Annotated in this window: 21 protein-coding genes and 1 pseudogene; 11 read left to right on the top strand and 11 right to left on the bottom strand. The window is 36.6% G+C overall.

The genetic code is table 11. From position 1 onward, the window contains the following. Nucleotides 1-33: 33 nt before the first annotated feature. The 5 genes and pseudogenes from AVFI_RS05620 to AVFI_RS05600 form a co-directional block, all read right to left on the bottom strand. Nucleotides 34-1,944, bottom strand: coding sequence for a TRAP transporter permease (locus tag AVFI_RS05620; RefSeq protein ID WP_011261721.1), 1,911 nt, complete (start codon nt 1,942-1,944; stop codon nt 34-36). A gap of 86 nt (nt 1,945-2,030) precedes the next feature. Next, nucleotides 2,031-2,962: pseudogene (locus AVFI_RS05615) on the bottom strand (TAXI family TRAP transporter solute-binding subunit). Nucleotides 2,963-3,204: 242 nt separating this feature from the next. Beyond that, nucleotides 3,205-4,518 carry an anaerobic C4-dicarboxylate transporter family protein gene (locus AVFI_RS05610; RefSeq protein ID WP_011261719.1) on the bottom strand — a complete coding sequence of 438 codons (1,314 nt, stop codon included), beginning with the start codon at nt 4,516-4,518 and terminating at the stop codon, nt 3,205-3,207. Between the two features lie 272 nt (nt 4,519-4,790). Next, entirely contained in the window at nt 4,791-5,270 is a 480-nt protein-coding gene (locus tag AVFI_RS05605; RefSeq protein ID WP_054775542.1) for a hypothetical protein, read from the bottom strand. Continuing rightward, a complete protein-coding gene (locus tag AVFI_RS05600; protein WP_188863248.1) occupies nt 5,261-6,118 on the bottom strand; it encodes a winged helix-turn-helix domain-containing protein in 858 nt (285 codons plus the stop codon). The genes AVFI_RS05605 and AVFI_RS05600 overlap by 10 nt, the downstream gene beginning before the upstream one ends. A gap of 338 nt (nt 6,119-6,456) precedes the next feature. Here AVFI_RS05600 and AVFI_RS05595 point away from each other — a divergent pair, with 338 nt between their 5' ends. Then, a complete protein-coding gene (locus tag AVFI_RS05595) occupies nt 6,457-7,071 on the top strand; it encodes a porin family protein (RefSeq protein ID WP_017018193.1) in 615 nt (204 codons plus the stop codon). Between the two features lie 78 nt (nt 7,072-7,149). On the opposite strand, the gene brnQ is transcribed toward AVFI_RS05595, so the two are convergent. The 3 genes from brnQ to AVFI_RS05580 all read right to left on the bottom strand — a co-directional run bounded on the left by brnQ (nt 7,150) and on the right by AVFI_RS05580 (nt 10,497). Then, nucleotides 7,150-8,475, bottom strand: coding sequence for a branched-chain amino acid transport system II carrier protein (brnQ, locus tag AVFI_RS05590; RefSeq protein WP_065603465.1), 1,326 nt, complete (start codon nt 8,473-8,475; stop codon nt 7,150-7,152). Between the two features lie 433 nt (nt 8,476-8,908). Then, nucleotides 8,909-9,769, bottom strand: coding sequence for a glutathione-dependent disulfide-bond oxidoreductase (gene yghU, locus AVFI_RS05585; protein ID WP_054775541.1), 861 nt, complete (start codon nt 9,767-9,769; stop codon nt 8,909-8,911). Between the two features lie 35 nt (nt 9,770-9,804). After that, the gene (locus tag AVFI_RS05580; RefSeq protein WP_054775540.1) at nt 9,805-10,497 is read right to left on the bottom strand and encodes a glutathione S-transferase family protein; all 693 of its coding nucleotides are present in this window, start codon (nt 10,495-10,497) and stop codon (nt 9,805-9,807) included. Between the two features lie 144 nt (nt 10,498-10,641). Between AVFI_RS05580 and AVFI_RS05575 the strand changes: the two genes are divergently transcribed. Continuing rightward, nucleotides 10,642-11,226: a TetR/AcrR family transcriptional regulator gene (locus AVFI_RS05575; protein WP_054775539.1), complete on the top strand. Its 585-nt coding sequence runs from the start codon at nt 10,642-10,644 to the stop codon at nt 11,224-11,226. Nucleotides 11,227-11,318: 92 nt separating this feature from the next. On the opposite strand, the gene AVFI_RS05570 is transcribed toward AVFI_RS05575, so the two are convergent. After that, nucleotides 11,319-11,792: a DUF2127 domain-containing protein gene (locus AVFI_RS05570; protein ID WP_065595444.1), complete on the bottom strand. Its 474-nt coding sequence runs from the start codon at nt 11,790-11,792 to the stop codon at nt 11,319-11,321. Between the two features lie 192 nt (nt 11,793-11,984). Beyond that, nucleotides 11,985-12,722, bottom strand: coding sequence for an ALI family subclass B1 metallo-beta-lactamase (gene blaALI / locus AVFI_RS05565; protein ID WP_065603463.1), 738 nt, complete (start codon nt 12,720-12,722; stop codon nt 11,985-11,987). Between the two features lie 193 nt (nt 12,723-12,915). On the opposite strand from blaALI, the gene AVFI_RS05560 reads away from it, so the two are divergent. The 7 genes from AVFI_RS05560 (at nt 12,916) to AVFI_RS05530 (ending at nt 17,841) form a co-directional block, all read left to right on the top strand. Then, entirely contained in the window at nt 12,916-13,575 is a 660-nt protein-coding gene (locus AVFI_RS05560) for a hypothetical protein (RefSeq protein ID WP_017018198.1), read from the top strand. After that, the gene (locus AVFI_RS05555) at nt 13,548-13,952 is read left to right on the top strand and encodes a DUF2000 domain-containing protein (protein ID WP_054775538.1); all 405 of its coding nucleotides are present in this window, start codon (nt 13,548-13,550) and stop codon (nt 13,950-13,952) included. The genes AVFI_RS05560 and AVFI_RS05555 overlap by 28 nt, the downstream gene beginning before the upstream one ends. A 5-nt stretch (nt 13,953-13,957) precedes the next feature. Beyond that, nucleotides 13,958-14,707: a formylglycine-generating enzyme family protein gene (locus AVFI_RS05550; RefSeq protein WP_065603461.1), complete on the top strand. Its 750-nt coding sequence runs from the start codon at nt 13,958-13,960 to the stop codon at nt 14,705-14,707. Between the two features lie 13 nt (nt 14,708-14,720). After that, nucleotides 14,721-15,362, top strand: a complete 642-nt coding sequence (locus tag AVFI_RS05545; RefSeq protein ID WP_065597327.1) for a molybdopterin-dependent oxidoreductase — start codon at nt 14,721-14,723, stop codon at nt 15,360-15,362. Nucleotides 15,363-15,371: 9 nt separating this feature from the next. Beyond that, nucleotides 15,372-15,974, top strand: a complete 603-nt coding sequence (locus AVFI_RS05540; protein ID WP_017018202.1) for a LysE family translocator — start codon at nt 15,372-15,374, stop codon at nt 15,972-15,974. An 11-nt stretch (nt 15,975-15,985) separates the two neighbouring features. Beyond that, nucleotides 15,986-16,798, top strand: a complete 813-nt coding sequence (locus AVFI_RS05535) for an AraC family transcriptional regulator (protein WP_017018203.1) — start codon at nt 15,986-15,988, stop codon at nt 16,796-16,798. Between the two features lie 89 nt (nt 16,799-16,887). Further along, nucleotides 16,888-17,841, top strand: coding sequence for a DUF2860 domain-containing protein (locus tag AVFI_RS05530; protein WP_054775537.1), 954 nt, complete (start codon nt 16,888-16,890; stop codon nt 17,839-17,841). A gap of 4 nt (nt 17,842-17,845) precedes the next feature. On the opposite strand, the gene AVFI_RS05525 is transcribed toward AVFI_RS05530, so the two are convergent. Continuing rightward, entirely contained in the window at nt 17,846-18,766 is a 921-nt protein-coding gene (locus AVFI_RS05525) for a LysR family transcriptional regulator (protein ID WP_188863249.1), read from the bottom strand. A gap of 164 nt (nt 18,767-18,930) precedes the next feature. On the opposite strand from AVFI_RS05525, the gene AVFI_RS05520 reads away from it, so the two are divergent. Both AVFI_RS05520 and AVFI_RS05515 read left to right on the top strand, forming a co-directional pair. Further along, on the top strand, nt 18,931-20,529 hold the full coding sequence (locus tag AVFI_RS05520; RefSeq protein WP_188863250.1) for a DUF1254 domain-containing protein: 1,599 nt from the start codon (nt 18,931-18,933) through the stop codon (nt 20,527-20,529). A 49-nt stretch (nt 20,530-20,578) separates the two neighbouring features. Then, nucleotides 20,579-22,033, top strand: a complete 1,455-nt coding sequence (locus AVFI_RS05515) for a DUF1214 domain-containing protein (protein WP_236782049.1) — start codon at nt 20,579-20,581, stop codon at nt 22,031-22,033. Nucleotides 22,034-22,066: the final 33 nt, after the last annotated feature.

Here is a 22,066-nt window from a genome sequence, read left to right as displayed (position 1 = left end):
TTATCTCTAAGGGCTTTAATATTTCAAACTAAATTATGTTACTTGAGGTTTTCCTCGCCATTGAGTCAAAATCAATCCAGCAATAATGATAATTCCAACGAAACCTGCACCGAATGGATTTAACAAAATTAAAGGAATAGTAGAGAAAGCCAATAACCTTTCAGCCGTTGTTAGTACACGTAATAAATACCCTTCAATTGATACGGCAATCGCTATAATAATCGTCAATGTTTGCACAATCGATAAGGTTAGACTCCAAGCTCCTGCACTAGAATCAACCAGATTTGTATATGCCATCATTATTGGAATAATGAACAAACCACCAGCCAATTTAAATGCTTCTACTGATGACTTCATTGGATTAGCATTAGCAACTCCTGCTCCAGCAAATGCAGCTAGCGCAATTGGTGGCGTTACATTTGATGTCTGCGATAACCAAAAAACAATAAGGTGTGCTGTTAATAGTGATAAACCAAAGTCACTTAACATCGGAACCGCCATTACGGCTAATACAATATAAGCGGCGGTTACAGGTAACCCCATTCCGAGTACTAACGCTACAATACTTATTAACCCAAGAGCTATGAGTAAGTAACCTCCCGAAAAATCCATAACAAATTGAGTAAACTGTAATCCAATTCCGGTTTGTCCAACCACACCAACAATTATCCCAGCAGCACCACATGCAGCTGAAATAGGTAATGCCATTAAAGCTCCATTCTTCATGCCTTCAATGAATTTTTGTAAACCTATTCGGCTGTGCTTTCTTAAAGCTGCGGTCACTAAAATTGCAGCACAACCAGCGACGCCAACTAATAATGGAGAATACGCCATCATCAATAGTGTTGTGATTAATGCTAGTGGAATTAAATGATGAGCTCCCTCTTTCATAACACTCATTACAGCTTCAGTTCGATTTGCTGCTTTAAGATTCAGTTTACATGCCATTAAATGCACATAGAGCAAGGTACAAAAGAAATACAAAATTGCAGGAGCAATAGATGCAAGCATGATCTCGCTATAAGGAACACCGGTAAATTGTGCCATTACAAATGCCCCTGCCCCCATAATTGGTGGCATTATTTGCCCACCAGTTGATGCAGCGGCTTCTATTCCTGCAGCCTGTTCTGGCTTATAACCGAGTTTCTTCATCATTGGAATGGTGATCGAACCGGTTGTTACCGTGTTCGCAATTGCAGAACCAGAAATAGAACCTAATCCGGCCGATGCTAATACCGCCGCTTTTGCTGGACCACCTCGATATTTACCGGCAATAGAAAAGGCTAAATCAATAAAAAATTTCCCGGCCCCGGTTACCTCAAGAAAAGCTCCAAATAAAACAAAGACAAAAACGGTGGTTGCAGCAATCCCTAATGCAGAACCAAATATGCCGTTAGCAGAAAAAATTTGAAACTGAATAAGCTCTTGTAAGGTATATGATTTAATTGCGAAACCTGCAGGTAACATATCTCCAAATGCGCTATAAGATAAAAATAACACAGCAATAAGTACCATTACCCATCCAACAGTACGACGGCAACCTTCCATTAATAAAATAATCAATGAACAACCCGCAACCATATCGGGTAATTGCAACCCATAAAAGAGGTGGTTGATATCGTTATAATCAAATATCGTCATTCGATAAGCAGCAAAAACAATCAAACCACATAAAATAAGATCGATAACTCTCCCTGCTAAATACAAAGAACTCTTTCGATTATTAATTAACGGGTAATGCAAAAAAATGAGAATGAGAACCCAACATAAGTGAATTGGCCTAAAATAAGTAGCAGAGATTGTCGAGCTTATTCCCTGCCATATTTGAAAAGCGGATAATGCGACAGCAATGCTTAAAATTAAGAATCCAAATACGGTGACTGTTCTTTCATGAGGTAAATACTCATCGACATCGCTTTGGTTTTTATCAGTTATAATGTCCATATTAATGCCTGTAGGATAAAGTCAGAAAAGAAGAAAGGTAAGCAGAACTCTTACCCTTCCATTTAATATTGAGTAAAACAGTGTAATTACTTCAAGATTGAATCGAGGTATTTTTGAGCTCCCGCATGAAGAGGTACACCCTGTAAACTGTTTGCATTTTCTGGTGTTGTCATTTCAGCCATTTTTACAACTTTACGAACGTCACCTATATTTTCATATGCCGCTTTTGTCAGGTTATATGCCATGTCATCACTCATTTTTGCATTCACCACTAATACATTCCAAACGCTTAATGTCGACACTTCATCAACGTTGTTATATACGCCTCCAGGAATATTGTATGTACTGTAGGCTGGGTACTTTTTCATAAACACAGCACTTTCTTCTGGTGTAATTGAAAGCACTTTTATTTTATGTGTTAATGCAATTTGCGTTACAGCACCAACTCCTTGTCCACCGACAATAAAACCAGCATCAATTTGTCCGTTTGCTAATGCATTCGTCGTTTCAGAGTAGTTTAAATACACCGCTTTAATGTCTTTTTTCACATCAATACCTAAAGACTCAAGTAAAGCTGCTGAAGTTACAGCAGTACCACTTGCAGGGGCACCTAAAGACACTCGTTTACCCTTTAATTGCGATAACGATGTAATACCAGACTTTTCAAGAGTTATGGTATGAACTAAGTTTGGATATAGTGCAAAAAGCGTTTTAACTGGCATTTTTTCGGAAATTTCCCCTCACCATTATGGGCATCAAGTACTACATTCCCCATTGCAATACCTGCTATCATATCGCCACGCACAACCTTAATGGTGTTTTCAACAGATGCAGCAGTCACTTCAGCTTTTGCTGTTACTTCTGGAACATGTTCAGTCCAAACCTTCGCTAATGCACCTCCAAATGGATAATAAATACCACTTTGACCACCGGTGCCAATGGTATAATTTTCAGCATTAACAACGGATGGAATGATAAAGAGTAGAGCAAGTATAAAATTACGTTTAAACACAATCATCTCCTTGATTATTAAACTCTATTTAGATAAATACCTAACTATCGTTTTTATATTAGATTCATTTATGAGCAAGTTCACATTACTCATGGTGAAATTAAAGTCCAACAAATCACGCTACAAATGTGAAGTCAATGTAATCTTAATGTTAATCCTTTCACATTTAAGAAGCCAAACAAAAAAAGGCGAGCCATTATGACTCGCCTTTGTTCTAATTAAATTGTGCTTATATTTTTGATTAACAGTTATAGAACCATACTTGCAAAAATAAATCCGAACACGATGCTGAAGATCATACTTAATAGACCTGGAAGCATAAAGCTGTGGTTAAAAATGTATTTACCGATCTTAGTTGTGCCTGTACGGTCGAAATCGATAGATGCGATAATCGGACCATAGTTAGGAATAAAGAAGTAACCATTTACAGCAACGAATGTTGCGATAATGACTTCTGGTGGTAAGCCTAATGCAATACCTACAGGCACTAATACCGCAGTAGTTGCACCTTGGCTGTTTACCATTACCGATAAACCAAACAGTGCAAAAGCAAATGTCCATGGTGCGACTTCAACCAAGCCAGATACCGCTTCTTTCACCATGATGTCATGGCCTGCGATAAACGTATCACCTAACCACGCAATACCAAATATCGCTACGATAGCACGCATACCAGCATGGAAAACTGAACCTTGTGTTATTTCATTTCCATCAGGCTTACATAGTAAAATAATTAAAGCTGCCATTGCTAACATTACGATTTCAATAGTATGAGCCATGCCCATTGGAGATCCATTGAAGTTAGGACGTAATGCAGGGAATGCACCCATAATAACCACGGCGAATGCACCAAATAGGAATAGTCCTACCGCTTTTTTCGCTTCTGGTTTAATTTCAATTTCTTCTACTTGTACCTCTTGTTCCATTTCCTTACGGAACGTTGGATCTTGCATACGACGTTGGTATTCAGGATCGTCTTTTAGCTCTTTACCAATCTTGTTAACAATAACGCAAGCTAGTGCTAAACCACAGAATGTGCCCGGAATCGTTACCATTAATACATCAGCTAAAGTAATTCCTTGTGGCTCTAAAAAGGCAACAACAGCGACAACCGCAGCAGCAATTGGACTCGCTACAATTGCAAATTGAGAAGCAATTACTGCCATTCCAAGTGGACGTTCTGGGCGAATACCACTACGACGGCTTACTTCTGCAATAACAGGTAAAACTGAATAAGCTACGTGTCCAGTACCAGCTAAGAAAGTAAACATGTACGTCACTAAAGGGGCAATAAAAGTAATATGACGAGGATTTTTACGAAGAATATTTGAAGCAATTTTGATTAAATATTCAAGACCACCAGCAGCTTGCATTGCTGCAGCAGCAGCTACTACTGCCATGATCATCAACATTACATCAATAGGCGGACTTGTCGGTTGTAAACCAAAAACAAAACTTAGTATGGCTAAACCAATACCGCCCATAACACCTAAACCGATACCACCAATTCGAGCACCGATTAAAATACATACTAGTACGATTAAAAACTCAATTAAAAACATATCAATCTCCCTGATGATAGCTTTTATATAATAAATTTTTAAATTGCTACGTTATTCGTCTGCAATTTAAACTCCAAAATCGAGCGAATAATAATCGGGTTATTGATTTGATAAATAGTGTTAGATCACACATCACTCAAATTAATTTAAGTTAATGCGAAAACAGATAAATCACTGTAATTAAAGCAGTTTTATTTCACAAAGAGAACACAAATCAAATACTAATTTGGTTATTTTATTTAACAAATAACCAAATTTAGTGAATTGTTACTTTATAAAGAGAAACAAAGATAGTTTGTATTTTCATGTTTTTTTCGATTATAAAAATACAATTGTTCGTCATTAATAATATAGTTAAGATCTGTTTCAAAACCTTTTAGTGAATCCAAATCTTGAACAAAAACTGGAGATTTAGCGGGTTTATAATGCCAATCTATATTTGTATACTTTAGTGATATTTTGTTCTTTTTAACCTTATAGCTCGCATCAATAATAACTTCATACTTATGACGCTCTCCATTTTTGAAAACTAACTCACCGGTTTGAAAAATAGTTAAATTAGATGATGAAGCAAAATAGAGTACATCTTTCTCTGTTATTTCTTGGTATTTTTTATACGGTTCTGAAATGAAATTTTTAGATAATTCATTACATGCCCAACGAGAACCAGCGAGCTCAGTATCATTAAAGCTAAATTTATAAAATGCCAATCCCACTAGTATAAGCAGTAAAACCAAATTAACTAATCGCATACTAGTTTCGCCCTTTTTAATGCTTCACCAATGATGTTTGGCAAATTATCATATGAAAATTGACTTAACGAATAGTTTCCATTTCTATTATTATTTTTTGCTTCTATGTATCCTTTTAAGGAGTACGTATCATCCTCATATACTGAGTCATACATCCTAATGTAAACATTTACATTACATTCAGCCAAATTCAAAGATTCAATACCAGTTTTGACCTTCTCTATATCTGTTTTTTCTTTTGTCTTATTTAGCAAATAAAAATCCGTGTTATTAACACTAAAGTGCTCATAATTATTGCTCACTAAAAAGTGCGGTATTGATATGTACCTTTGGTGCACGGCACCAACAATAATCATCGCAACTAATACCACACAACAACTTACTGATTTAACAGAAGGTTTGGTCAATAATTTTTTAAATATTACGTCAGCCGTTTTTCGATTAAACGCTTCTTTTTTATTTATCTTATTGGTAACAGATGATGATTCTGATTGTTTTTTTAGAGGCACAATTTCATTCGTGTTTTCAACAATTGTGATTGGTTGTTCTATTGCAAGTAAGTAACCGATTTTACTTACTGTTTTAATCGTTACGTTCTCTGCTTTTAATTGCACTAAATTACGTCTTAAATTCGAAATAACATTCGTTAATGCCTGATCGGTAACAACCATACCTTCCCAGCAAACATTAAATAGTTGATCACGAGAAACACTTTTCCCTTGCTGGTCAAGCAATAATCTAAACACTTCATAAGGTAGTGGTCTTAACATTACCTTGTGACCAAACTGATTTGTTAACGTTCTGCTTTCAGGTTCTAACACTAAATTAGCAATAATTATTTTATGCATTTAAGCCTTATAGTGAAAAATATAAGTAGAAGAAAAATTGATTCATATAAATGACATAAAAAAACACATCTTTAAATAAGAGGCATTAGCTTCATTTATAAAACTCTGGAGTCTACCTAAAAAAACTAACAAATCAATAATTCTTAGAGCCATATCATTATTTAGTAAAATAAATGCTTATTAAACATCAAGTTGAGACAAAAAAACCTTCAACAACTTTAGTTAAAATAAATAAAAAAACAAATAAAAAACAAATGTGAGTTTTCCATTTAGACTCTATAAGCAGCTTTCTTATAATGCCCCCTACTTTTCCTTCCCAATTTATAAATGAGAATCCCATGAAAAAAATCGCACTTTTATTGGTATTATTTTCAGCATGTTCTAATGCTAACGATAACATTTCCGGCTTTTACTTAGGTGCAGGCTTGGGTGCAACCACTTTTGATGATGGTGGCGCATTTGATTACACAGGCGCTTCTATCAATGCTGATGATTCAACCCTTAAATTCATGGGTGGTTACCAATTCAATCGTATTGTTGCTGTTGAACTTCAATACACAAAATATGGTGACATCAATGTAAACCATCCTACTGCTAAAGCGGTTGGTTTTAAGGGTATTGATATTGAATCAACGTCTATCTCACTAGCTGCAAACCTAGGTTATACATTTGATAGCGGCTGGCGCCCATTTGGTATCGTTGGTTTAGGTTCATTAGAATCATCAACGAATGTATTAGGCCACTCACTTAGCGAAAATAATACATCTTTCCATTACGGTGTAGGTGTTGAATATGCCCCAAAAGCACTAAGTGGATTGGCTTTCCGTGTTGCTTATGAAGGCGATATGTTTATTGAAGAAAACGTATATCAGGATTACGGTCATTACAGCTACTCTGATGACTACGCAATGAACATTGGTACTTTTTACGCAGGTGCAACTTACAAGTTCTAATCTAATACGTATTATGAATACAAATCAAAACGGGTAGCTTTTAACTACCCGTTTTTTATTTAATTAAAAGAATGTGGTTTATTTTAGATTTACCGCTTTTTCTGATAAGTCTACTTCATCACCACTCACCGCTTTCTTTGTTAATAACTTACTAATAGCAATGGCTGCGAATACAGGTAAGAACCAACTTGCGTGCGCTTCAAACAGCGGTACATAGTCATTTAACAATGTAGCCAATGATTCTGGTAATAAACCAAGAATATGCAAGGCATCTAAACTACCAAATACAAGCGTTATACATACAATTGCTACATACGCCGCTAAATTTTGTTTCGTTGTCGGTACAAACAATGCGGTTAAAACAAGTGCAATGGCTATCGGACAAAGGATCAGAATGGCAGGTAAGCTGATAGCTAAAATTTGCTCTAAACCAAAGTTAGCAATAACACCAGTAAGTACCGTTACGATGATCGCAGTCACTGCAAATGGTGAACGAAATGTCTGTTGATAATATTCAGCGCATGCATTGGTTAAACCGACAGTAGTAGTTAAACAAGCCATAATAATAATGCCAGCCAATAAATACTGACCTAATGGGCCAAAGATCTCTGCAACATAACGAGTTAGTAGCTCACCACCATTCGTTGCCCCTTCTGAAATAGAAGCAGAAGTAGCGCCAACGTATGCCATAGCTAAATAGCATGCAGACATCAAAAGAGCATAAACAAACGTTACTTTAAGCGTTGCATGGAAAATCTCTTTTGGTGACTCACACCCTTTATCTTGAATTGCTTTGATAATGATCCAACCAAAACCGACTGCTGCAATGGCATCCATTGTCATGTAGCCTTGAATTAAACCACTCGTCACGGCTTTGTATTGATAATCAGCACTCGGTGTATTGAAAGCGCCTAAAGGCGTGACAATAGCTGCAACAGCTAAAGCGGCCAACATTAGTACAAGTAAAGGTGTCATCACCTTACCAATATAATCAACTAACTTTCCACGTTGAAACGCAAGTAATAGTGTTACACCAACAAATAATACCGAGAAAATAAGTAAATGATCGCCTTCAACAAATGGCTTAATTCCCATTTCGTAAGCAACCGTTACTGCTCGTGGCATACCAAATGCAGGACCAATTGCGGTAAACAAAAGAACCCAAAAAGTAATAGCTAATGGCTTAGGTAGTGCCTGTGTTAATTGACCACTGCTACTTAATCTACCTAATACAATTAATGTCAAAGATGGTAAACCAACAGCTGTAAGCAAAAAGCCTAACATTGCTGGTAAGTATTGTGTTCCTGCCTCTAAACCAAGAAAAGGAGGAAAGATGATATTCCCTGCGCCAAGAAACATGGCAAAAGTCATTAGACCAATCGCAAGCAAGTTGTGTTTTTTCAATGTACAAGTCCTCTTTTGCTATTGGGCTATACCCTAGTAGCTTTTATTATGGACCGTCAGATTGGCTGGGAAAATATAAGAAGGAGTTTGACTATTCTCCGTCAGCCCGGCTGACGGAAGTGCCGCCAGCCTAGTTAATAATCACTAGAATGACTGCAATAATTGTTGATGTTACACGCGACACAGATCCGAGCATCATTTTGCACAAAGCAGCAGATTGTTGGACTGTTAGAGAAAGCATGGAAAATTTCCTAGTTATTTATCGTGGTAACCAAATCAATATATAAGTAATAACTCTCATTGTAAACACTGTTATAGTTAAAAATATTATTATCTCAACAATGGTTAGTTGTCTTATCTATATATGAAATATAAAAAGCCAAGGATTTAATGCCTAATATCCAATCCTTGGCTTAATTATGGTAACCATAAATTATTCAGGTTTAAGCGCTAAAACTTCGGTAATGTCTTTATCACTATGACGCTCTGGAACTTGTTCCCATGGTTCTCCCCATGTTCTATTCACCACTCGTCCACGTTGGACACCTATTCTCGCTAATATTATTTTTGCCCAACGTTTCACATGAACATAACTATCTACATCCAAAAACGTTTCTGCATTATATAAATAACCAAGGACCAAGTTGCCATACCACGGCCAGATAGCCATATCAGCAATAGTATATTCATCTCCCGCAATATATTGATTCTTAGCCAACTGCTTATCTAACACATCTAACTGACGTTTTACTTCCATCGTAAATCGGTTAATTGGGTATTCAAATTTCTCTGGTGCATAAGCATAAAAATGCCCAAAGCCACCACCAAGATATGGTGCAGAACCATGTAACCAAAATAGCCAGTTCATCACTTTTACGCGCTTTTCAGGAGCTTCTGGTATAAAGGCATTAAATTTTTCAGCTAAATATAACAAGATAGAGCCAGATTCAAAGATCTCAATTGGCACTTCTCCAGAAGAATCAACAAGAGCTGGAATTTTAGAGTTAGGGTTTACATTAACAAAACCAGATGAGAATTGATCGCCTTCACTAATTTTAATTAAATGCGCATCATATTCCGCTTTCTTTATTCCTAGCTCTAGCAACTCTTCAAGCATGATTGTCACTTTTTGTCCGTTTGGTGTTCCCATCGAATAAAGCTGTAAATCATGTTTACCTACTGGTAGCTGCTTTTGATGTGTAGCACCTGAAACCGGACGATTAATTTTCGCCCATTCACCACCGCTTTCACTATCAAAGGTCCACACTTTAGGTGGGATATATTGTTGTTCCATACTGACTCCTAAAAATGATTATAAATATTTATTATTTAGTGCTTAACACTTCCATCTTGAGAAAAATTTTGTGGATAAAGAGAACGATTAGCCTCTTCATCAAACTCTGATTTAAACTCAACGTTGTTTGCTATATTCCGTGCTTTTTCAACAGCAGGACGACTATTTATCCCATCAAACCAACGTTGAATATTTGGGTAAGGAGCTAACCCCTCTTCACCTAAAACAACCGTCGCTTTATCTATCCAACCCCATGCCGAAATATCCGCAATACTAAACTCATCACCGACAATATATTCACGACCTTCAAGGTGTTTATCCAAAACGTCATAGTGACGCTGTGCTTCAGATAAATAGCGGTTGATTGCATAAGGTAATTTTTCAGGTGCAAAATGACGGAAATGTACCGACTGACCGGAAAATGGACCTAGACCCGAAGCGATAAATAATAGCCATGAAAGCATCTCAGCGCGGTCTTCTGCTTTTCCACCCAGCTTTCCTCTCGTTTCTGATAGGTAAAGTAAAATCGCACTTGAATCAAAAACACGAACTCCATCATCTACGATTGCAGGCGCTTTCCCATTTGGATTAATCGCTCGGTATTCTTTTGTATGCTGCTCACCTTTTAATGTATCTACGGGCATTAACTCAAACGGCAATTCAGTTTCAGCTAAATACAATGCAATTTTCATTGGGTTAGGTGTTTGATGAAAATAAAACTTAAGCATATTGATATCCTTCTAATTACAAAATAAACCAGCATGACAATCGACTGGTTTTCGTTGGCCTAAAAACAATATAACTAGACTTGAACGATCGTTCAAGATAATATTTGAACAAATGTTCAAGAAAGTTATTAAAGGCATATTCTTATGGCTAAAAATTCGAAGTTTGATCGCGTACAAGTTGTTGATAAAGCAGTTGATCTTTATTGGGAGAAAGGATTCCATGGAACATCAATGCGTAATCTTCAAGAAGTGATAGATATGCGTCCAGGAAGTATTTATGCCACCTTTGGCAGCAAAGAAGGATTATTTAAAGAATCACTACAGCGTTACACTCAATCTGGTATTTTGCATTTAGAGCAATGTTGTCAGGAACAAAAATCTCCTTTACTGGGGCTTAAATCATTTATTCATAACATTGTTGTAGAAAAACGCTCTAGTGCGCCAAGTGGCATGTGCATGTTAGTAAAAACGGTCACTGAATTAACAAATGAAAATGAAGAATTGTTAGCTGAAGCAAAACGTTCTTTGAAGATAATGGAGTCTGAGTTTGAAAAGGTATTAAAACAAGCGCAAGAAATTGGAGAAATAGAGGAAGGAAAAGATACAAAACAACTTGCTCAATTTGTTCAGGTACAAATTGCGGGATTAAGAACGTATGCACGTACTGTAGATAGTGATCTTCCATTACAGAACATGTTGGATAATATGTTTAGTCATTATCCATTCTAAGTATCATTACTTGTGTGAAACAATACTTATCCGAACATATAAATGATCGGATAGTAAAATATCAGCACATATAAACTACGATGGAGTAAAAGTTATAGTGAGGGTTCCCTGTGCATTCTTTTTTCGTTATACAGCGCATATGCCATATAAGCCACAATAAATACGTTAATAAAAAAGACACCAATACCTAATAAATTTGTATGAAAAATCATTTCATAAATTTCAAAAGGTAAATAAATCGCTCCGCTAACCAAAGCAAACCATTCAGTCCATACAAGACCTTGCCATAGACCATAAGCTTCAACTAACCGAATTGCAGAATAAACTAATGCACCAATAGCTAATAACCCCATTCGCGCATCGGTTAATCCGCTAGCAGCATGAATAAAAATACTAGGAAGGTGCCCTGCCGGATTCAAATGTAAACGACTAACGATATTTTCAGCAAGTTGACGCATATTATGACCAGCAAGAACATGCAAACCAAATCCAACCAATAGAGATGCTATACCTTTACAAGCCTCTAATATCGCAACAGCTCGCAACCCTTTTTTTACTACTTTCATGTTTTTCTCTTTTATAACGATGAACACTGTTTATAGACAACAGTGGTTAACAAGAGTCGAAGTATCTGCCTTTATCTTCAGCTTTAAAAGTTATTTTAATATAAAAAAGCCCTGCTTGAGCTTTATCAAACAGAGCTTTATATTTTCAATAAAACTAGCATGTTACAAAAAGAAGATGTAAATAGACAGATTTTACAAACTTTCAGCAATATTGACAGTATGAGAAATTACACTAGTCCCTTTCCCGATATCTCCGTGCCCAGGAATAACCAATTTAGTTTCAGGGTATTTTATTAACACATTTTTGGCTGATTGAGCCCATTGAGCGAGGTCTGCATCGCCTGTCCAGCCAATGGTGTTCACCTCATTCGCTCGCATTAGGCATCCACCTAATAACACTTTTTCTTTAGGAAACCACACAACAGAGTTATCTTTTGAATGTCCTGGTCCCGGATAAAAAACCTCAATTTTATTATCCAATAAAACAGATTCCTGAGCGTCTAACTCATGATTTGCCGCTTTTTTATTATCTCTAACAAGCAGTGTATTGGTTAATTTTGTAGCATAAGTATCAAACCCATGTTCTTGCAAATATTCTAAACCACCCGTTTGATCTTCATGAAAATGTGTAAATACTGTTTTTTTAAGCGTTAAATCTCTGTTTTCAATCCATGTCATCAATTGAGGCATATTTTCAGCATTCCATGGAGTATCAATGAGATACGCATCTTTACCATCTATATAAATCAATGAGTTAGCATCAATAATAATTGGGTTATCCGGACTTTTTAAATTTTTAAATTCTCGAAATGACTTAACCAAAAAAATATTGGTCGTGACTTCTTCAAATTGAAGAGGCTTAAGCATTGGTGCAGACAAGGTATTAAAACTAACAAAAGCAACGACTATACCCGTAATAAACTTAAACATGAGAGACTTTCCTTTTTCCTCATTACTGTAAAATTCAACAATACACGTATTATCGAACCAAGTGTTAATGCAATGTAAAAACAATCATTTCCTTCACTATGTATTAATAATTAAATTCAAAAAGCAATTTTGTACAATATCACTCTATCTCATTGAATTAATCTAATAAAAAATACAAATGGATTAGTACAGAATGATGGATCAAAATTATTTTTGGCTTAGAGATAATAACGATATCAGCACGGTTGCTACGCTTGGTCCTAAGAGTTCGAGCAGTGAAGCCGCCGCCAACTATTTTTCTACTCTTATCAACCGACCATTAAAAATACTGCTTTTCGATACATTCGAAGAAGCGTCAGATTATGTGGAGTTAACCGATAGCGCTGCCTTATTGGTTGCAAATGCATATCAAAAAACTGACTTTTTCTATATGAACCCAAAGACATTACTTTCTGGTTCCTTCTTTTTCTCTCCCCCTGCTTATCATCTTTGCTGTAAAGACATAAATGCACTACAGCAAAAAGTAAACAATAACGAAGTCATCAATATAGATACACATCATGCGCCACTTTCTCGCTTAGATGACTTGATAAAAACAGCCAACCCAAGTGTTATCGATTTATCAAACGCTCGCTTTAACATCCGTCTTTCAACGTCAACTAGTCAAGCTGCTATTCATGTTGCTGAAGGACATTCTGATTGCTGTCTTGTTAACTCTGATTCAATCGCCCTATACCAATTAAAGAAAATTTCCGCGCCCCTAACAATAAATATGACATGGGCACTTTTTATAAAAAATCAACAACGTCAAAAGGAAGAGGCTAAATGGACAACCACAAATGTGTACTCGTAATAGATAAAGCTCTGCCACAAGGGTTAATTGCGAATACCGCGGCCGTTCTAACATTATCGCTAGGTAAATTGCATCCGGAACTGATTGGTGCTGATAACGTCAATAAAAATGGGGAGATCCACACAGGGATCACATCGATTCCAATCCCTATATTGGCAAGCTCTTCTCATAAAATAAAAGAAATAAGAGCATCTTTAAAAGAAGAAGCCACATTAATTGATTTTTCTAATGTGGCGCAAACAACCAAAAACTACCAAGACTATTCAGAAAAACTTGCCGCAACAAAACCTGAAGATATTGAATACCTTGGTATTGCTGTTTATGGCACAAAAAAAATCATCAATAAACACACAGGAAACCTGGGGTTAATAAGATGAGTATAATGAATAATATGGTACTAATTTCAGGTCAACCTTACCAAAGAGGGTCGATTTTAAGTTCTGATGAGCAACCAATAAAAACCATCTCACTTTCTCCATTCTTTATGGATATACACCCTGTATTAAATAAAGATTATCGTGTATTTATTGAGCAAGGTGGCTATACAGATCCTAGTTATTGGTCAACGACAGGATTTAAATTTATTCAAGAACACAATATTACTAAACCTTTATACTGGAATGACCCCAATTGGAATGGGGATAAAAAACCAGTCACTGGGATCAGTTGGCATGAAGCTCAAGCTTTTGCTTGTTTTGTTGGTAAAGAGCTTCCAACTGAATCGCAATGGGAATACGCGGCAAAAGGAAATGATAACCGTATGTATCCTTGGGGAAATACAGAACCTGATTTAAATATCGCGAATTTCGCTCCCGATTGTGAACCAGTTGAATTTAATCGAAGCTCAACAGATTGGGACGCCCACCCTCAAAATCGGTCCCCTTTTGGTTGTATCGATATGGGAGGAAACCTTGCAGAGTGGTGTTTAGACAATTATTTACCGAATTATGCATGGGATGATAACCATGTTGATCCACTTTGTATTTTAGACATCTCATTTGATCATGTTGTGAGAGGCGGTTCAGGCTTACACGATGAAAATTATATGCGCAGTACCAGCAGAGATAATTATCCTCCAACAGTAAGAGACAATATTGTTGGTTTCCGTTGTGTAAAAAACATTACAGAGTAGGTTGTGAGGTTGTATGGAACAGTTTGAAAAGACCCCTTTTATTGAAAAAAAACCGTCGTCTCTAAGATATTATCAAGAAGGGCCACAAGAAACGCATGAAAATGCACCCAAGGTATTAAAAGTCTTTTTACCTAATGCAAGTAAACCGTTAGAAATCACATTAGATGAACTTAAAAACATAGCACCAATCACTGAGAATCGCCGTGTTGTGTGCGTATGTAATTGGAGTATTCGTCGCACATGGACTGGTGTACTACTGTCTGATGTAATGAAATATCTCGACATCGATCCGAACAAATACACTGGCCATTTTTTAAAGCAATTAAGCTTTGGTACAGATAAAGGACAGTACGATTCGACACTGTCTTATTCACAAGCCATAACAAATCGAGCGATGTTGGTTTGGGATGTAGATGGAGAGCCATTAAGTCTTGAAGAAGGATACCCTCTCCGACTAATCGACTTTTCACTCTATCGATATAAAGGGGTTAAATGCCTTTCTGAATTACACTTCACCACCGAATTTAACTCGGGCTTTTGGGAAGCCAAAGCAGGATATTGTAAAGAAGGGAAAATCAAAGCAAAACGCTACAAAATTGTTGATTTACAAGAGCACCGTTTCATTGATGGAACCGGTGAGGTCACTGAATTTTAAGGACAAATGATGACTTTATTTCTTGCTATGGCGATGTTCGCCTTGGTTACTTCACTCTCCCCTGGACCTGTAAATATTCTGGCAACCATTACTGGGGCAAATCACGGTTATGTAAGGACTATTCCTCATATTTTTGGCGCTACTATTGGGTTTGTGTCTATTCTTATTATTTTAGGTTTAGGATTAATACAAGCTTTCGATGATTCTCATACCGCAACGAAAGTGCTTAATTATCTCGGCAGTGTTTTCTTACTTTATTTGGCTTATAAGGTTGCGACAAGTGGAAAAACTGAACAAGATGATACGAAAAAAAATGCAGCTCCTACTCTGTTCCAAGGATTGTTATGCCAATGGTTAAATCCCAAAGCTTGGATTGTGTCTTTGTCGGGTGTGACCGTATTTTCTAGTAACGGTGTGATTCCTCTCGAAGACCTCGGGGCATTTAGTGTGATATTTTTTATCGTATGTTACTGCTGTATATCAACTTGGGCCTTATTAGGTCTTACCATTGGAAAGTACCTCGAACACCCTATCCACTATAAATTGTTTAATCGTATTATGGGAGGGTTACTCGCACTAACAGTAGTGTATGTATTCTTTATATCAAAATAATAATGGACGTTATGTTGGCTAATTCTGAACCTCACTTTTTAAGATCATCGATTCTTCCATTTGAGTTACGTTATTCAAATAATTCAAATGCTTGCTATAAAAAACATACACATCAAGAGTTTTCAATTGGTGTAGTAGATAGCGGGATTAGTGAGTATTTCAATCAAAATAAAAAACAAACGATATCCCCTGGTTCTACGGTAATTGTTAACCCAGAAGAAGTTCACTCCTGTAACCCACAGAAAGGAACCAATTGGAGTTATAAAATGCTCTACGTAGAACCAGAGTGGATTGCAAAATTACAATTCCAAATATTAAATGATAACAACAATACATTCAGACCTTTTCAAATAACCCATACTGATTGTCCTTTCATTTATCGAGGTTTTCAATCTTTGGCTCATACCCTCATCGAAGATGAATCCACCATAAAAGTTGAGCAAACCGCCCTCAATTTTTTTTCTGAATTAATTTTAAAAGACACCAATAACCCTTCTCTTAATGTCATTTCTAAAAAAGCAATTGATTGTGCATATCAATATATCTCAGATAACTTTGATAAAAATATTTCTATTTCTGAAATAGCTGAAGTATCAGGGCTAAGTGACTTCTATCTTATTCATTCATTTAGAAAACAATACGGAATTACACCTCATGCTTACCAAATTGTAATGCGGATAAATAAAGCTAAAGCCTTATTAAAAAATGGGGAAAACATTGCATCCATTGCGACAGATCTTGGTTTTACCGATCAAAGTCACTTCCATCGCAATTTTAAAAGTGTTGTTGCCGCTACTCCAAAGCAATATAAACAAAGTTTATAATTTTTACTGCGACTTCTTTGTTGATATATCTCTGCGTTACTGTTTCAATATAGTTAATTAAATAACAATAACATTAGGGTTGACTATTCATGAATTTACGTAAGTTATCGCTTATGTTATGTGTAACAGCATCTCCAGCAATGGCTCAACTTGCAGATCAAGAAGGCGTCAGTGGTGAAATAGCGATTACCGCAGGCTTTGCTTCATCGACCTCTAACTTCAATACTGAAGGTAGTGATACCATTTCGTCTAGCAATCAGAAACCAACATCTGAAGATAGTTTTCTTGCTTTCCCACTTGGAAGCATCACTTACACCTTTGGTGATGCACTAAATCAGCAAGCATATACAGGTACAAGCCGTCAGGATGTAGCAACGGGTATTGTTGTGTTAGAGGTAGGATACAGATATCAATTTGAATCTAGAATGATCATGGATATCGCAATTCTTCCAACTATTATGTCAAGTGAGACGTGGGAAAACCCATATTTAGTCAATCAATCTAGAACAAAAACAGATGAATCAGGCAATGCATTTCGTTTTCAATTAAAGAACATTGCAGGTTCAAACTTTAGCCTTGATAGTGCCTTTGCAACAAAGGAAGTTGATACCGACACGGTTATCGATGAACTCAAACGCGACGCTAATACGATTTATTTAAAAGGACAATATAGACAACCACTAAGCAGAACCATACTTGTTATGCCATCGATTATTTATCAATCTTCTTCTGCCGATGGCAAAGCAAATTCATACGACCAATATGGTGTAGAACTCAGCGTATTTAAATTAATGCAAAGACATCAAATTGTATTAACTGCCGGTTATGCTCAGCGTCAATATGAATCGACAAATCCGATTTATAATAAAACACGTGAAAATAATAAACTCAGTTTGTTTGCTGCTTATGAATACAAAAACATAATGGATTGGAAAGATTGGTCGCTCGTTGCTTTTGCTGGATATGGTGCAGAACAATCAAATATCACTTTCTACGATAACTCTGAATACATTATATCTACGGGTTTAAATTATAAGTTTTAATAAATTACTTAATCTCAGCAGCTGCTTCTTGTGTACACTCTTTTAACCATTTAATTAAAGGAGTCCTGCGGTTTTTACTCGCTACAACAAGCCCTATTTCTCCACCCGGTTGAATAACATCATCTGGCAATAGTAGTTTCTGAAAGTCACTACCTAAGGTATTTGCTAATGATTCTGAGCATGGAAAAAACATATCCGTTCGCTGTATTGAATTTAGGATGACATCAAGGTAGCTGCTTCTCAATCTCATACGACATTCTTTATTTAATGATTTTAATGAATTAATCACATAAGCTTTATGCTCATTCCAATTTGGAATAACAAGTGTAGCAATATCTAATTGAGTTGCATTTTCAAAGCTTTCCTCACCCGTAATTAGTGGGTGTTCTTTACGTCCAATTAATACAAAACGATCAATGGTCAGTACCGACTGAGAAAGCTGTTTTGAAATCTCTAATGGAAAATAATTTAAACCTAACTGTATTTGATCATGCAAAATATTTTCAGGTGTTGCTCTGTCCCAATTAGAAAACACCACCTCAACATTTGGGGCTTTTTCTAAAATAATGCCACACAAATTAGAAGCAATGGACGGTGCAATAAAGCCATTCATCGCGATATTTATTCTTCCCTCTAACTGCGAACTATCAAATTCATCTGATGGCTCTAAAGCAGAAAAAAGTAAAGTCATTGCAGGCGCAATATTATCTCCGATCTCTAATGCCTTAGGGGTTGGCGTTAAGCCATAATGACTGCGTATAAACAATTCATCTTCAAAGAAATCTCTTAATCGAGCAAGTGCCCTACTGACACCGGGTTGGCTTAAAAACAAACGTTCAGATGCTTTTCGTGTATTACGAACTTCTAATAAAACCGTAAACACTTTGAGTAAATTAAGATCCAGCTGATGAACTTTATGCTTCATTTTGTCCTACTTACTTATCCAAATTAGTACCATAAACGAATCACGCCACCAATGATGACTAAATGATATATCTCATATCCCTTCAATTCATTATCTAGGTTATCAAAAATAAACAACAATGTAATTCAGTTGAGCAAATACCTTTGCCTTATATTGGAGTACACATGAAAAGAACCTTACTTGCTATATCAATTTTCGCTATCACGTGTAATGCAGCTGCAAGCAGTTCACCTGATGCCGTATCTTCTATGTCAGATAGATATTCCACATTGGCTAACTTAGAAATGAACGGTGGATTCCCGACACAAATCAGTCAAGAAATTCTTCAAAATGAAAGCTATTTTCAGCGTGCATCCATGTTATATCAATGGGCTTTGCCTATTGTAAATATGAAAGCGATGCAAGAAGGTCACGCAGATCTAATGGGGGGAACTGCCTATAATAAAATAGCCATTTATCAAGATCGTTTAAAACCTAATTCATTAATAACTACACCAAACTCAGATGTTATTTATGCAATGGGTTGGCTAGATATGAAAGAAACCGGTCCTTTAATTATAGAACATCCCGCAGGTTTACAATCATTAATGGATGATATGTACCACCATCCATTACGTGGTCCATTAGATAAAAACCAACCGAGTGGACAATATTTAGGTGATATTGGCAATGCCGGTCCTGACAAAGGTAAAGCGGCGAAGTTTCTCATTTTACCGCCAAATAAAAAGCGCGAAGATTACGCACAGCTAGCGGATAAATACTTTATTTATGAATCAAATACCTCTGAAGTATTCTTATTCCTTCGCTCTTTCTTTAAAGACATGAACAACCTTGAGCCTGCGGTTAATCGAGTAAAGGAAATCAAAGTATATCCATTAAATGGCAGTGCTGAATCAATGGAATTCTTTAATGTTTCTGATGTTCCTTCTAAATCCATTTGGGATAACGATTATCGATTCTATGATACATTAAACAGAGCCGTTCAAAATATGGAGTTAGCTACATTTGATCCATATATGAACGGTGTTATGGCTGCAATCGGAATAAGCAAAGGCGTTGAATTCACACCAACTGAAAGCCAAAAAAAGATGCTAACAAAGGCAGCTCAAACTGGTTGGAAAATTAGCAAAGAGATTGCTCTTAACTTTGATGAGAAATCAAGTAAAACCACTGGTGACACATGGTTTTGGAAAGAAGCGCCATCGTGGGTCGCCCACGCATTAACTGACAAAGGGAATCAATATCATGCGCTATCAGACCCTTATTATCACAATATAAAAACCGGTTACACCAATGTTGATGCTATCACTCATATGTACACTAACCATTACTCTATGTCCTCAGGAATGATTAACGCCAAAATAGGTGCAGGAGCTAAATACGCTGGCGCATATAAAGATAAAGATCTTAATCCGTTAATTGGTTCTTGTAATTACTCTTTACGCATCCCTGCAGATGTACCTGCTAGCTTATTCTGGTCGGTCACCGCTTATGATGCGGCAACGGCTGCAGGAGTAAATGTAGAAAATCATCAGTGGCCATCATTAGGTGATCGGGATAATCCAATCAAAAACAGCGATGATTCTGTCACATTATTCTTTGGCCCTACCGCGCCAGAAAATGTGCAATTAGCTAAAAATAACTGGTTGCAATTTGATAATGACAGCTGGTTCTCTTTGATCCGTTTCTATGGTCCTCAACAAAGTTTATTTGATGGTTCTTGGGTCCCAGGCGAATTTGAAAAAATTAACTGCGTGAAATAACCAACAGATTCAATAGGATAAACACATGAAAAAAACACTCATCGCTTTAATGCTAGGCACAATAAGTTTCACTACATTCGCTAATGATTACCTTCCATCTGGGGGGTATGAAACTCTAGAAACACGCAGTGGCCAACTCACGTTTGAAAATGGGTTTGAGCACGGTGTGCCAACGACTGAAACATCACAAAAACTGTTTGATGAACAAGATTATCAACGTGCTGTACAAGGATATATTTGGGCAACCCCGATCGTCAGTTTCTATAAATGGAAAAACGATCACTACCAAACTTGGGGAACAGAAAATGGCCAACTCGTTTACCAAGCAGACTACGAGTCTAAATTAGGAGGCTTAACTTATAACACTTCAACGCCTTATTTAATTGGTTATATGAACTTAAATAATGGACCAATTGTGATTAATCTCCCTGATACTCAATTACGTGGTGCCGTTCATAACATGTGGCAAATTGGTAAAGAACAAATGACTAAACCTGGAAAATATGTCATTTACAAAGCCGAAGATGCAGCACCAAAAGCAGATGATGCAACATTAATCGCAATGGATACCAATGACTTCTTTTTTGGTGTGCGTTTAATGAACAAAGATGCAAAAGTACGTTCAGCTATGATGAATAGTATCCAGAAAGGAATTACCGATATAAATGGCAAACCATTAACAAACAAAGGAATTTATCACGTAAAACGCGGTATTGACCATAAACAACCACGAGGCATGGAATTCTGGGAAGTGGTTAACCAAGCTATCCAAGCGAATCCCGTTCAAGAACGAGATCGTATGATGATGGATATGCTACGCCCTTTAGGCATTGAAAAAGGAAAACCATTTACACCAACCCAAAAACAGCAATCATTATTAAAAGAAGCCGCTGTCGTTGGTGAAGCAATGACAAAAAATATCGACTTTAATAAAACAGGCCGCCTTGATCACGCAGAATACGGTCCTAAAGGCAATCCTTGGGAAATAGCAACAGCCTCAACACCTAACCAAGACCGAAATAATGGCATGGATTTAGATGGACGAGCAGCATGGTTTTATGAAGCCGTAACCAATGATATTGCTATGCACGGTATGGATAATGGTGGCTGGGGACAAGTATATTTAGATAATTATTACTCTGGTGCAAAAGAGCATGGTTTGGATGGTGGAAAACATTATAAATTAACCATCAAAAATCCTGATATGTATGCTGACTTGTTCTGGACGATAACCGTTTATAATGTTGAAAATAGAGCCATAATTGAAAATGATTTAGGTCGTGCTGATGTAGGCTCCAATATCAAAGGATCGGTCTATAATAAAGACGGCTCAATCACCTTACACTTCTCTCCAAAGAAACCTAAAGATGTTGCTGAGGCAAATTGGGTTCAAACTAACGAAAAAGAAGGTTGGTTTGTTTACTTTAGAGCGTATTCACCGCAAAAAGCTTTTGTTGCTGAAGACCCAAAAACCTTGCTTCCAAACTTTGAAGAAGTGAAATAGAAAATAATATTTAAATAACAGCCTTCTGGTTAT

Source organism: Aliivibrio fischeri ATCC 7744 = JCM 18803 = DSM 507 (assembly GCF_023983475.1).
Classification (GTDB): Bacteria; Pseudomonadota; Gammaproteobacteria; order Enterobacterales; family Vibrionaceae; genus Aliivibrio; species Aliivibrio fischeri.
This window is presented reverse-complemented; position numbering and strand designations above follow the sequence as displayed.

Coding starts and splice junctions, on each gene's coding strand:
- AVFI_RS05620 (WP_011261721.1), bottom strand. CDS start 1,944: ATGGACATTATAACTGATAAAAACCAAAGCGATGTCGATGAGTATTTA.
- AVFI_RS05610 (WP_011261719.1), bottom strand. CDS start 4,518: ATGTTTTTAATTGAGTTTTTAATCGTACTAGTATGTATTTTAATCGGT.
- AVFI_RS05605 (WP_054775542.1), bottom strand. CDS start 5,270: ATGCGATTAGTTAATTTGGTTTTACTGCTTATACTAGTGGGATTGGCA.
- AVFI_RS05600 (WP_188863248.1), bottom strand. CDS start 6,118: ATGCATAAAATAATTATTGCTAATTTAGTGTTAGAACCTGAAAGCAGA.
- AVFI_RS05595 (WP_017018193.1), top strand. CDS start 6,457: ATGAAAAAAATCGCACTTTTATTGGTATTATTTTCAGCATGTTCTAAT.
- yghU (WP_054775541.1), bottom strand. CDS start 9,769: ATGGAACAACAATATATCCCACCTAAAGTGTGGACCTTTGATAGTGAA.
- AVFI_RS05580 (WP_054775540.1), bottom strand. CDS start 10,497: ATGCTTAAGTTTTATTTTCATCAAACACCTAACCCAATGAAAATTGCA.
- AVFI_RS05575 (WP_054775539.1), top strand. CDS start 10,642: ATGGCTAAAAATTCGAAGTTTGATCGCGTACAAGTTGTTGATAAAGCA.
- AVFI_RS05570 (WP_065595444.1), bottom strand. CDS start 11,792: ATGAAAGTAGTAAAAAAAGGGTTGCGAGCTGTTGCGATATTAGAGGCT.
- blaALI (WP_065603463.1), bottom strand. CDS start 12,722: ATGTTTAAGTTTATTACGGGTATAGTCGTTGCTTTTGTTAGTTTTAAT.
- AVFI_RS05560 (WP_017018198.1), top strand. CDS start 12,916: ATGATGGATCAAAATTATTTTTGGCTTAGAGATAATAACGATATCAGC.
- AVFI_RS05555 (WP_054775538.1), top strand. CDS start 13,548: ATGGACAACCACAAATGTGTACTCGTAATAGATAAAGCTCTGCCACAA.
- AVFI_RS05550 (WP_065603461.1), top strand. CDS start 13,958: ATGAATAATATGGTACTAATTTCAGGTCAACCTTACCAAAGAGGGTCG.
- AVFI_RS05545 (WP_065597327.1), top strand. CDS start 14,721: ATGGAACAGTTTGAAAAGACCCCTTTTATTGAAAAAAAACCGTCGTCT.
- AVFI_RS05540 (WP_017018202.1), top strand. CDS start 15,372: ATGACTTTATTTCTTGCTATGGCGATGTTCGCCTTGGTTACTTCACTC.
- AVFI_RS05535 (WP_017018203.1), top strand. CDS start 15,986: ATGTTGGCTAATTCTGAACCTCACTTTTTAAGATCATCGATTCTTCCA.
- AVFI_RS05530 (WP_054775537.1), top strand. CDS start 16,888: ATGAATTTACGTAAGTTATCGCTTATGTTATGTGTAACAGCATCTCCA.
- AVFI_RS05525 (WP_188863249.1), bottom strand. CDS start 18,766: ATGAAGCATAAAGTTCATCAGCTGGATCTTAATTTACTCAAAGTGTTT.
- AVFI_RS05520 (WP_188863250.1), top strand. CDS start 18,931: ATGAAAAGAACCTTACTTGCTATATCAATTTTCGCTATCACGTGTAAT.
- AVFI_RS05515 (WP_236782049.1), top strand. CDS start 20,579: ATGCTAGGCACAATAAGTTTCACTACATTCGCTAATGATTACCTTCCA.